The sequence below is a fragment of the Pedobacter roseus genome, from assembly GCF_014395225.1.
In the GTDB taxonomy this organism is placed as follows: domain Bacteria; phylum Bacteroidota; class Bacteroidia; order Sphingobacteriales; family Sphingobacteriaceae; genus Pedobacter; species Pedobacter roseus.
In genome coordinates this window covers 4,550,105-4,562,338 of record NZ_CP060723.1, presented here as the reverse complement: position 1 = coordinate 4,562,338, position 12,234 = coordinate 4,550,105, and the positions used below count along the sequence as shown (strand labels likewise).

General features: G+C 37.7%; 10 protein-coding genes and 2 tRNA genes. 10 read left to right on the top strand and 2 right to left on the bottom strand.

The window, feature by feature from the left end; translation table 11 throughout:
• Nucleotides 1-102: 102 nt before the first annotated feature.
• From recO to H9L23_RS18710, 3 genes are all read left to right on the top strand, one after another.
• Complete coding sequence (gene recO / locus H9L23_RS18720) at nucleotides 103-828, top strand: DNA repair protein RecO (RefSeq protein ID WP_187591774.1); 726 nt, start codon at nucleotides 103-105, stop codon at nucleotides 826-828.
• A gap of 94 nt (nucleotides 829-922) precedes the next feature.
• A tRNA-Val gene (locus H9L23_RS18715) sits at nucleotides 923-997 on the top strand.
• 59 nt (nucleotides 998-1,056) lie between these two features.
• Nucleotides 1,057-1,134 (top strand) — tRNA-Val (locus H9L23_RS18710).
• Between the two features lie 718 nt (nucleotides 1,135-1,852).
• Here the strand turns inward: H9L23_RS18710 and H9L23_RS18705 are convergent.
• Complete coding sequence (locus H9L23_RS18705) at nucleotides 1,853-2,269, bottom strand: VOC family protein (RefSeq protein WP_187591773.1); 417 nt, start codon at nucleotides 2,267-2,269, stop codon at nucleotides 1,853-1,855.
• A 425-nt stretch (nucleotides 2,270-2,694) separates the two neighbouring features.
• Between H9L23_RS18705 and H9L23_RS18700 the strand changes: the two genes are divergently transcribed.
• From H9L23_RS18700 to H9L23_RS18685, 4 genes are all read left to right on the top strand, one after another.
• A complete protein-coding gene (locus H9L23_RS18700; protein WP_187591772.1) occupies nucleotides 2,695-4,032 on the top strand; it encodes a DUF3472 domain-containing protein in 1,338 nt (445 codons plus the stop codon).
• Between the two features lie 122 nt (nucleotides 4,033-4,154).
• The gene (locus tag H9L23_RS18695; RefSeq protein ID WP_187591771.1) at nucleotides 4,155-5,066 is read left to right on the top strand and encodes a UbiA prenyltransferase family protein; all 912 of its coding nucleotides are present in this window, start codon (nucleotides 4,155-4,157) and stop codon (nucleotides 5,064-5,066) included.
• 112 nt (nucleotides 5,067-5,178) lie between these two features.
• Nucleotides 5,179-5,811 (top strand): class I SAM-dependent methyltransferase, encoded by a 633-nt coding sequence (locus H9L23_RS18690; RefSeq protein WP_187591770.1) that lies wholly within the window; start codon nucleotides 5,179-5,181, stop codon nucleotides 5,809-5,811.
• Nucleotides 5,812-5,849: 38 nt separating this feature from the next.
• Nucleotides 5,850-6,776, top strand: coding sequence for an NAD(P)/FAD-dependent oxidoreductase (locus tag H9L23_RS18685; RefSeq protein ID WP_246474738.1), 927 nt, complete (start codon nucleotides 5,850-5,852; stop codon nucleotides 6,774-6,776).
• Nucleotides 6,777-6,790: 14 nt separating this feature from the next.
• Here the strand turns inward: H9L23_RS18685 and H9L23_RS18680 are convergent, their stop codons facing one another.
• The gene (locus H9L23_RS18680) at nucleotides 6,791-6,955 is read right to left on the bottom strand and encodes a hypothetical protein (protein ID WP_187591769.1); all 165 of its coding nucleotides are present in this window, start codon (nucleotides 6,953-6,955) and stop codon (nucleotides 6,791-6,793) included.
• Nucleotides 6,956-7,519: 564 nt separating this feature from the next.
• Between H9L23_RS18680 and H9L23_RS18675 the strand changes: the two genes are divergently transcribed.
• From H9L23_RS18675 to H9L23_RS18665, 3 genes are all read left to right on the top strand, one after another.
• The gene (locus H9L23_RS18675) at nucleotides 7,520-7,855 is read left to right on the top strand and encodes a PadR family transcriptional regulator (RefSeq protein WP_025145298.1); all 336 of its coding nucleotides are present in this window, start codon (nucleotides 7,520-7,522) and stop codon (nucleotides 7,853-7,855) included.
• A 15-nt stretch (nucleotides 7,856-7,870) separates the two neighbouring features.
• Nucleotides 7,871-9,613, top strand: coding sequence for a PspC domain-containing protein (locus H9L23_RS18670; RefSeq protein WP_187591768.1), 1,743 nt, complete (start codon nucleotides 7,871-7,873; stop codon nucleotides 9,611-9,613).
• Between the two features lie 145 nt (nucleotides 9,614-9,758).
• Nucleotides 9,759-12,212 carry an outer membrane beta-barrel family protein gene (locus tag H9L23_RS18665; protein WP_187591767.1) on the top strand — a complete coding sequence of 818 codons (2,454 nt, stop codon included), beginning with the start codon at nucleotides 9,759-9,761 and terminating at the stop codon, nucleotides 12,210-12,212.
• Nucleotides 12,213-12,234 lie beyond the last annotated feature (22 nt).

Sequence of the window (12,234 nt, the reverse complement as noted above, 5' to 3'; positions counted from 1 at the left end):
TAATAATAATGGCAAAACTAATCTTATTTGTAAAACACGATTACTTTTTGCGCAATTAAATTTGCACAAATAACATACTTTTGAAAAAATTGTTTTAGCAGCATGTTACACAAAGTTAGAGGTATTGTATTAAAGACCACCGATTACAGCGAAAGCAGTGTGGTGGTTCAGGTGCTTACCGATAAATTCGGAATGCAATCTTACCTTATTAATGGAGTTAAAAAACCGAAGGCCAAGATTAAAATGAACATGTTGCAGTCGCTACATTTGTTGGATATGGTGGTTTATCATAAAGTAAATACCAATATTCAGCGGATATCGGAAGTGCGGCAAACGCCTGTTTTTAAGAGTATCCCTTATGATGTGATTAAAACCAGCATTGTTATTTTTTTAAATGAGGTGCTGTATAAAAGCATCCGGCAGCAATCGGCTGATGAAAGTTTATTCGATTACATTTTCAATTCAATCGCCTGGTTTGACGAGGTGGAAGAGATAAACCCAAATTTTCATTTATCCTTTTTATTAAAACTTACAAGATTTTTAGGCTTTTCTCCTAACGGAAAAAGAAGGAACGATCAGATTTATTTCGATTTACAGGAAGGAGAATTTACTTCACGGTTGCCAATTCACTCTAATTACCTCCAGTTAGATGATGCGAATGGTTTTATTTCGTTGTTTAATTCACCGCTCGAAAAAATTTCTGAAATAAAGTTAAGCAATACCCAGCGGCGCTTTTTGTTAGATAAGATATTGGTTTTCTATACCTTACATACGGCCTCTTTTGGGGTGGTTCAATCGCATAAAATCCTCGAAACTTTATTAAGTTGAAAAAAAAGAAAAAAAGATTTGCAGAACAGTTTTATAGCGCTATATTTGCATTCCCAAACGGAGGATGGGGCATTAAGTTTGACAAATTATAAAAGGGAAATTAGCTCAGCTGGTTCAGAGCACCTCGTTTACACCGAGGGGGTCGGGGGTTCGAACCCCTCATTTCCCACTAAGCCTTTCAGTTTTACTGGAAGGCTTTTTTATCAAACTTTAAAATACACCTGAAAAGGGAAATTAGCTCAGCTGGTTCAGAGCACCTCGTTTACACCGAGGGGGTCGGGGGTTCGAACCCCTCATTTCCCACCATTTAAAGCCTTTCAATTTACTGAGAGGCTTTTTTGTAACTGAAAGAATTTAACTAAGCTGGTTCAGAGCTCCTGGTTTACACCGAAGGTCGTCCCGATTGTGATGGATTGGCCAATCTTTTAACCATCTTTTAAGGCACTATGATAGCTTGCTTTAAAATAAGCACAACCCTTACCGAAGCACGCCCGTCAATCCCAAGGGCTGGGGAAATCAAAAAAACAGTAGCACGACAGTATAAGTAGCACTATCAAACCTAAAACACAGTGGTTTTGTGTTTAATGTTTGCAAAACCTTTCACTATGTAATAACGAACAAAACAAAGTGCCGCTGTTTTTTTGATGTGTATTGGGCTTGTGTAAGAGGCCCCTTGCCGGATTGACAAAGCGCTTTGGATACTTTGGCGCTCCAAAGTATCATGCCTCGCGGCATAGAGCGGAAGAAAAATGTTATAATTTATTGTGCCATATAAGATAAGATCGTGATCATTTCCTACCAATCACCTTAGGATACGCATTGCGAAGAGGAACAACGATTTTTATATGGGCCCTGTTCCAGATAACGTAGCTGATAAATCCATTTTTTTATCTGGTTCAAAGATCTCTCCATTCCGTTGCACTTCATCCGATAGCTATCGGATCGAGATAACGATCTTTCTATTAAATCTTGTCATTCTGATCAGATAGCTATCCAAGCAGAATGACAAAAATGATTAAATAAGTTATTTAGGCTCCCACAACTCAATCTTATTACCTTCAGCATCCATAATATGGATAAATTTTCCAAAATCATAAGTGGCAATTTCATCGAGTATGGTTACGCCGTTTTCTTTGAGTTTTTCCAATAACGCTTCAAGGTTTTGTACCCGGTAATTAATCATAAATTCCTTTTTTGAAGGCGAAAAATATTCATCCCCTTTTTTAAATGGACTCCATTGAAGTGACTCTACTTCCTCGGGATTGTTGATATTCCGGGAATCAAAACTCACGGAACCCCATGCATTGATTTCGATTCCTAAATTTTTAGCATACCAATCTTTTGTTTCCTTCGGATGATCTGAGAAAAAGAAAATACCACCAATTCCTGTCACCTTTGGAGTGGTATCGGTAGCTGAAGTCGAGTTTTTTGAATCTTCCATATTGATCGTTTTTTTGAATTATAAATTTAAGAACTGCTTTAATCGGTATTTGTATTTATTTTCAAGATAGTACAAAATCATTTTTCCTGATTGCCTTTTTCTTCACACAAACGATTGATCATTGTCCCAAACAAAATCTAATCTCCTGTTTTTTTCGTGAATTAGCAGTGCTAAATCAATCTTATCTCCCCCAAAAATAATTTTATACAAATTACATTTAATTTGTATGATTAATACTTATGTATCACAATTGTTTAGTTAATATTTGGTGAATGTAAGTTGTTTTAACACAAACGTTTGCGTGGTTTTTTGTCGTCAAATATGCTGTTAATCCTTTAGTGTAATATTAAATTAGAGTAAGCAAGTCCACTTTGTAAGTCTCTGTTTGATACATCATTACTAACCATAAATCTCAAACCAAATCAATGAAAAAATCTATCAAATCAATTTCGGGCCTGGCGATACTAGGTTTCGTGCTATTTACCAGTTCCTGTAAAAAGCAGGAAAACTTGACGGGTGCAGATGCTGCATCCGCAGATCAGAGTAAGAAACTAGGACTTGCAAATGCCCAATCGCTAGGCGGTACATCATTAACCGTTTCGATGGGCGGAAATGCTTTTGTAACTACTTTAGCATCAGGCGGGGCTGAAACGGTAACTTCGACAAAGTTGGCAAACTGGACCAATGCCAATAGTATTTTCAGCTCTTATTTCAGGATTGGAAATACTGGAGCACTAACTGTAGCGGTAAAAGCATCGGTGCCCAGTGGTACAAGTGTTTTAAAAATTACCATAAACGGTACCCCATTTAACGTAACCGCAACAGGTACGGCAAATACCACTTACACGGTAGGCACGGTAAATATCACCACACCTGGTTATGTAACCGTCCAATTTCAGGGCGTAAGCAAAACCGGATCTTATTTTGCAGATGTTTCTGATCTTGTGATCAGCGGGCCTGCAGTGGCATCAAATGTATATTATGCCAACGATCCTGCCAATTATTACTGGTCGAGGAGAGGACCCTCAGTTCATTTAGGCTTTTCGGCACCAGCAAACACCGAATGGTTTTATAACGAAGTTACCGTTCCGACGGGACAAGATAAGATTGGGAGTTATTTTATGGCCAATGGTTTTGATGGCGGCTATTTCGGGATGCAGGTTAATTCGGCAACAGAGCGCAGAATACTCTTCTCGGTTTGGAATCCAACAGGTGGCACCACAACCTGGACGAGAAAGGGAACCAATGTTGTAGCGACTAATTTTACCGGCGAAGGCGAAGGTGGGCAATCTTACCTCATTTACAATTGGGTTGCCGGAAATACCTATAAGTTTTTAACACAAGGTAAACCCGATGGAGCAGGCAATACCGTTTATTCATCGTGGTTTTATGCACCAGAATTAGGAACATGGACATTTATGGCTTCGTGGAAAAAACCGAATACTAACAGCTATTTAACCGGGTTATACTCTTTCCTAGAAAACTTTAATGATAAAAATGGTTATTTGGGCAGAAAGGCCGAATATAATAACCAATGGGTACGTAACGCGGCAGGTACATGGAGCGAAATTACTTCCGCCAATTTCACTGTAGATGCTACAGGCAATAATCAACAAAGAATGGATTTTGCAGGAGGTGTTTCCGGAGGTAAATTTTATCTTCAGAATGGTGGATTTTTTGCCAACTATGTTACCCCGAACCAATCGTTTACCAGAACAGCTACGGGTACCGCACCAACAGTTAATTTAACCACGCTTCCATAGCTTACAATAATCTTAATTGCAAAGCAGGATGATGTATACTGCTTTGCAATTATTTTAATCTTTATAATTATTTACCTTATTCAATTATATATCCGAAATTGCCTGACGAAAAACAGCGGTAAATGCTCGGTAAAATAATCAGATTTATTTTCTTTGGAAACTACTTTGTAGGGATTTTGGCAGTAGCCCTTACCCTCGAAGCTACCCTTCAATTAAGGCTGCCTTTTAACTCCCTCAATTATTACCTGTTGTTATTTTTGGCACCAACCATTTATTATACCTACGCTTATAATAAAGTTTCTACTGCACCATCCACCACCAATCCCCGCAATCAATGGTATTTCAAGCATAAGAAATTTATCAATTGGAGTCAGGCTGTTCTCTTTATCAGTTGCATGTTGTTGGCAATTAATCTGCTATATCAGAACTTTCAGCATATTCTCGCACTTCCGTTCAGTTATTGGGTGGCTATTGTAATTATTATTGTTGCAGGAGGTTTATACTACGGTTTATTGCCTAAATCTTTCCTCAAATTCAATCTGCGTAATACTGGTTGGTTAAAAGCCTTCGTTATTGGTTTTGTTTGGGCCTGTTGCGCCAATGTACTACCCTTGATTATGCTTAAAATTGAAACAGGGGTAGGCTACCACGATTCTGTGTTGTGGACCTGGTTGTTTATTAAAAACTGGATGTTCTGCACCGTAAATGCAATCATTTTTGATATTAAAGATTACCCAACTGATGCCAATAAACATCTAAGGACTTTTGTAGTGCGATACGGCTTGAGGAGAACCATTTTTAACATCTTGATTCCACTGTTAATTATCGGTTTAATCTCGCTAGGCATATTTGCCAGTTACAAAGGCTTCGGAATACCACAGGTTTTATTTAATGTTTTGCCGTTTATATTAACCATTTACGTGGCCTATTCTATGCACAGAAGAAAAAACATCCTCTATTATCTGATGGTAATTGATGGATTGATTTTGTTTAAGGCAATATGTGGGATGATAGGGATGCAGTTTGTGCATTAAGCTGAAAGAGCAAAGCCCAAAGCGTATATTACACTTGAGAAGTCTATCTTGATACTTTATACTCAATACTTGATACCTGATACTCAATACTTGATTCTCAATACCTGATACTATGAACAACAACTACGATAAAATAGCCAATCATTACGATACTTTAAGTCGTTTGGTGTTTTTTAAATCGCAGGTTAATGCACAGATCAATCAACTTCAGCATCTTCCAAAAGATAGCTCAGTTTTAATTGTGGGGGGTGGAACAGGATGGATTTTGGAGGAAATTGCCAAAATATATCCAAGTGGCTTAAAGATTGTTTATGTAGAAATATCCGCTAAAATGATAGCAATTTCTCAAAAAAGGAACTGTAAAAATAACCAGATCAAATTTGTACATCTCGGCATCGAGGATTTTGTGGTAGATATCGTATTTGATGTAATTTTAACACCATTTCTTTTCGATAATTTCGCAGCGCAACGGGCCGCAAAAGTATTTGATCAGTTAAATGCATATTTGAAAAAAGATGGTCTGTGGTTTTTGGTCGATTTTTCGCTCAACAAAAATAATGGGAACTGGTGGAAATGGCTCTTGCTCAAATCGATGTACAGCTTTTTTAAATTATTGGGAATTGTAGAGGCAAATCACCTGATCGACATGAATCCTTACTTTCTGAATGCAGGTTATAAAATCTTAGAACTACGCTCATATTATGGTAACTTCATTAAAGCGGTTATTTTCAAAAAAATAAAATGACATTTAATTAATGCATCTATGTTGCATTTGAAATTTGAATGCTGATCTTTGTAGCAAAAGATAAGGATATGGATTTTGATGTAATTATAATTGGAGGCAGCTATGCTGGTTTATCTGCCGCATTAACTTTGGGCCGTTCAACCCGGAATGTTCTGGTAATCGATGCTGGCAAACCCTGTAACAGGCAAACCCCTCATTCGCATAATTTTTTAACACATGATGGGGATCGGCCAGCCGAAATTTCCAAAGCAGCAAAAGCTGAAGTGATAAAATATCCAACAGTTAAATTTTTAAATGTAAAAGCCGATTCGGCCGAACAAATTGAAGGTGGTTTTAGTGTTAGACTGGAAGATGGACAATATTTTACTTCGCGCAAAATATTATTAGCCACTGGTTTAAAAGATACCCTGCCCGATATTAAAGGATTGGCCGCATGTTGGGCCATTTCTGCCATACATTGTCCTTATTGCCATGGTTATGAAGTGAAAAATGAAAAAATAGCTTTGCTAATGAACGGTGATCATGCCTTTGAGATGGCTAAGAACCTTCACCTTTGGAATAAGGATTTAACCATTTTAACCAATGGAAAATCAGAATTTACGGCTGAGCAGGGTGAAAAACTAAAATCTAAATCGATTACTGTTTTAGAAGAGGAGATTATTGAACTGGAACACCAAAACGGTGAGCTCGAAAACATTGTTTTTAAAAATGGAGAAAAGGTGGCCTTTAAAGCAATTTACGTTAAACCTGAAATAGAACAGCAGGTAAATTTTAATGAACAACTCGGATTCGAATTAACAGACCTGAAAACAATAAAAGTGAATGAGCAGCAGCAAACTACTGCTAAGGGCGTTTATGCCGCAGGAGATTGTGCAACCTTGTTCAGGTCGTTGCCGATCGTTACAGCCGCTGGAACTATGGCTGCAGTGATGATTAATAAAGAGTTGATTTCTGAAGATTTTTGATCAATCATCGGAAATTAAAATAAAATGGCACCAATAATAGTGAGAATAAACATCGCTGCCATTACAATTCTGTCAGCAGTAATCCATTGGTCTCTTGTAAGTGGTGTTGCAACTTTTTGTACGGTTTCAGCTTTATGCCTCGAAAGCCTGAAAACTGATGTGTCTAATTTAATAATCATGGGACAATGTTTTAGTAGGGTTGATTTTCTTAAGGCAAATCCCAAGCCAAAAATTCAGAAAAATGTTAAATTGTTAATAACTTATATTTTTTATTAATTAATTGATATTTATACGGTTGTAAAATACTGTAGGCATTTAAAAGGGGCTGATCAGGCTGTTTGAAATTTAATACAGCACGATCACTTTATGTGTATAGTTGGCTAACTTAGGAGTTTCAGAAAGGGCACAAGTGTAAGGCTAACTTCGTAAGTTTAGCGAAGAACAACTGTATCTCTTCACCTAAACCTGATAGCGCCAAATAGCCCCCGATTTTATAAAAAAATTGTATTTAAGACTTTTCTAATCGGGGCTATGGGCAATAGCAGGACTGCCGAAACCGAAGGATTACAGGTGCTTGCTTTTCCAAAAAACAGTAAAAAATTTCATCTTTTACAGAATTATTTCCAAAGCACAAAATTTTATTTAAAATTATATCATTGATAATCAATATTTTATGAATTTACTTTGATTTATTTTAGTACTATGTATTGCATGGTAGTATATAAAACATATATCTTTGTTATATGATAGCAGAAAATACGCAAACGCAAATGCGGAAGGGAATTCTGGAATACTGTGTTTTATCAATCATCTCACGGGGCGAAATTTATGCTTCGGATATTATTGCTGAATTAAGGTCGGCAAAGCTGTTGGTGGTTGAGGGCACATTATATCCATTATTAACCAGGCTTAAAAACAACGGTTTGTTAAGCTACAACTGGGTAGAATCTACCTCAGGCCCACCGCGTAAATATTATACCTTAACCGAAGATGGTCGGGGCATTTTATCACAATTAGATCAAACCTGGCAGGAGCTGGCTTATGCTGTAGGTATTTCACAAAAAGGAGCCAATTCATAATTAGTAAAAAAGGAAATGGAAAAGACCATCATCATCAATATAGGGAACACGATTATTCATATTGAAGAAAGTGCCTACGAACTCTTAAAGGCCTACCTGAACGAAGTAAAACAGTATTTTGCCAACCATGCAGATGACCTTGAAATTGTAACGGATATTGAAAACCGGATTGCCGAGCTGTTAACTGAGCAATTGGAAGAGCAGAAAAAACAGGTTGTAGATTCGGCCAATGTAAATTCAGTAATTGCTCAGATGGGTAGGGTGCAGGATTTTGATACAGCTGAAGAAGGCGAAGAGGAGCCTGTAATCAATAATGCATATCAATACCAGTATACGGAGAAAAAACTGTACCGGGATATGGACGACCGCGTTGTGGCAGGTGTTTGCTCAGGTATTGCACACTATATAAATGCCGATCCAAAATGGATCAGGTTGGCTACATTGCTAATCAGTTTTGTTGGTGGATTTGGCGTGTTGGTATATGCCCTGCTTTGGATCATTATGCCAAAAGCAAAATCGCGGGTAGAAAAAATGGAGATGAAGGGCGAACCGGCAAATCTTCAGGGTTTCCAAAAGAACCTGGATGAAGAGTTACAGGCGGTTAAGGAACGTTTAAATGAAGTAAATAAACATGCACAACCAATATTCGGACGGATAGGTATTTTTATCGGTGAGTTTTTCGAGTGGCTTGGCCGCTTTATATCGGGAACAGGAAAAGTGATCTTTAAAGTGATTGCAGGTTTTATCGTGGTGTTTGGGGTATTATTTTTACTGACGCTGATTATCGGCGTGGCAGCTTTCCAGGGATTTTGGGATGCAAGTATTTATGAATATTTTCCCTTCTCGATTGTTAATGAGGGCAATAGGGGTATCATTGTATTCGGTGCATTTATTGTATGTTTTGTACCGGTTTTGGCTTTGGTATTATTCTCCATCAGGGTTGCCTTTAACAAACAGGCCATTAATAAAACACTTTCTTTTGCGCTGTTGATTATCTGGTTGGCAGGTGTAGCGGTAACAGGTTATCAGGCGGCTAAGATTTCATCAGAATTTAAGCAACATGCTGAGTTAACACAAACCACCGACCTGAAAGCTTATCCGGTTTACACCATCAATATCGATAAAAGTAAATATTTCAGTAAAGAAGATAGCGTGGCTTACCACATTGATGCGAACAACCGCCACCAGATTGTAGTTGATGATTTTGAAGATGGACCTTTTGTTTCTCCTAACCATATCCGTATTGACATTAACAAAAGCGAAACTGGTGTTACCCGTTTAACGCAGAAGTACGAATCGCAGGGCAAAACCTTTCAAAGTGCATTGCAAAATGCCCAGAACATTAGCTACAATTATGTAGTGAAAGATTCGGAACTGATTTTTAGTCCGCGGTTTCAATTGAGAAAGGGCACCATCTGGAGAAACCAGGAAGTAAGGTTAACTCTTGAAATCCCGGTGGGAACCAGGTTAATTTTAAAGCAGGATGCTTACCGTTACGTTAATAATTACTGGACCTGGGAGTGTAACGACAGCGAAAATGACCACAATGATTCGAGTATATGGATTATGACGGACGATGGTCTGAAATGTGTTGCCAAATTAAAAGAAGAGGCCTTAAAAAAACAAAAGCTAAAAGGAGAACTATTCGATTTGGAAATGTTGAAAAAGAGCAAGCCTGCGGATACGGTTTACCAGGATTCTGTTTCAAACAGGATTAAGGAAGTTAAAGAAGAGCTGGGGATTGAGCCTGAACAATAGTCCTGGCTGGCGAAATCTAATGATTCCCATACAACTTGGCATTAAGATTTCCGCCTTTGCGGGAAAGACGATCGCTTTGCTGTGAAAAAGCTGCCAATCAATGATTTATCTCCGTAAAAAATATAACGCCTAAAAAGAAGAAACCATGAAAACATTATTTACGCTAATTGCATGCCTAATGGTGTGTGGGGCTTCTTTTGCCCAAAAATTAAATAAACTCACGGGTAAAATCGTTGATGATAAGACGGTCGCAGTGCCGTTTGCCATTGTTCGGGTGCTGAATTATCCGGACACCACTGTCGCCAAAAGTGTATCAACCAATATAGATGGTGAGTTTAACATCGACCAGTTAAAAAGCGGCGATTATGTACTTTCGGTTTCGATAGTTGGTTTTAAAAGCAAAAAAACAGATCGTTTTTCGCTTAGCGGAGATTTAAATCTACCTGCAATCAGCATCGAGAGTTTAACTAAACAACTGAAAGAAGTAAGCGTACAAGGTAGAAAACCTTTTGTTGAACACCAGATCGATAAAACGGTGCTGAATGTAGAAAACAGTATTGTTTCATCAGGCAGTACCGCTCTCGAAATTTTAGAGAAAGCACCAGGTGTGCAGCTTGACAGGCAGAACGAACAGATTTTATTGAACAATAAATCGGGGGTGATGGTGATGATTGATGGAAAGAACAATTTTTTATCGGCATCAGATTTAACCATTTATTTAAATAATTTAAGCAGTAGCCAGATTGCAACCATTGAAATTATTACCAATCCATCAGCCAAATACGATGCGGCGGGCAATTCAGGTATTATCAATATTAAACTGAAAAAGAATAAAGCATTTGGTACAAACGGAAGCCTCTCATCAACCTATCGTAATGCGATAAGGGCTAATCTGCCAACTAATATATACGGATCGGAGCTTAATTTTAATTTAAATCACCGTGTAGAAAAATGGAATTTTTATACCAACGCAAATGCCTCTAAAAACAATAACTTTTCGAACTTATTTTTAGATAGGAGTACAAATTCCAATGGTTTGCAAAGTGCATTTAATCAAAATTTTCAAAAAATATATACCGGATCGCGTTTGGCTGCAAAAGTGGGTGCAGATTATTATGCCAGTGAAAAAACTACGATCGGGATGATGCTGGATGGCAGTACCAGTACGCGTAAACTGGATAATTTCTCTCAAACATTTATAAATGAAACTCAGGCTGGTGTAGTAAGCAACAATTCATTAATCCAATATTCTGATGCCAATACACCAAACAAAAATTACAGCGTAAATTTTAATGTCAAACACGATTTTAAAAAGGAAGGCGCGAGTTTAAATTTCGATGCCGATTACTCTGGTTTTGATTATTCTGGTCTGGAAAATTTTAATACCAATTTTTACGACGAAAAAGGGGTGGTGTACAACAATACGATCATTAAAAATGATAGTAAAACAGCCATTGACATTTATGCGGCAAAAACCGATTTCACCTGGCCATTATCAAAAACTACCAAGCTGGAAACCGGCCTGAAAAGTACTTATGTTAAAACCAATAATGATTTTCTGTCGTCGGCATTTCTCAACAACGAATGGCAGAATATTGTAGGACAGAGCAATAACTTTATTTATAAGGAAAATGTGAATGCAGCTTATGCAAATGTATCTAAAGATATGGGTAAATGGCAAATTCAGGCGGGTTTAAGGGCAGAGTACACCCAATCAACCGGGACATCGGTAACCAATAATACCGTGGCAAAACAGCATTATTTATCGTTATTCCCAACGGTTTTTGTTAGTCAGAAAATTTCGGAAAGCAGTAATTTACGTTATTCGTATGGCAGGCGGATAGATCGTCCCAATTACCAGCAGTTAAATCCTTTTAATTTTTACATGGATCCTTACACGATACAACAGGGCAATCCATATTTGAAACCTCAGTTTACCAATAATTTCGAAGTGAGTTATAATTATAAAAGTGGATTATCATTTTCTTTAGGTTACTCAAAAACAAAAGACCTCATTTTGGATAGTAAAACCGCACAAAACGATAGCACCAGGATTGTTACGGTTGGACAGGGCAACATAGGCAGCGGACAATATTATACAGCCGGATTATATTTTCCTCTGGCCATTACCAAATGGTGGAACCTGCAGAACAATTTTAGTTTATTTTATAACAAATTTAACGATGATAATTTAGAAGGAGCTCCTTTTATGTTGAGTAAAGTATCGTATAATTTTAATATCAGCAGCTCCATAACTTTGCCGGATAACTGGACATTGGAAACCAATTTCTGGTTAAATTCTCCCCGGGTACGCGGTTTGGAACGGACCATTATTTATCAGAATGCCCTGAACATGGGGGTGCAGAAAAGTTTCTTAGACAAAGCTTTAAAACTTAGATTAAACGTCGACGATATTTTCCAGACCAATTACTGGAAAGGGACATTGGATTATCAAAATGTAAATTTAAGGGTTCAGAACAATTACATTAGCAGAAGGGCTTCGTTCAATATCAGTTATAGCTTTGGTAACCAGAATTTAAAATCAAACCAAAACCGGAAAACAGCTGCAGATGATATTAAGAACAGAGCGGGGGGATAGGTGAGTTTGGAGTCGTGAGTCT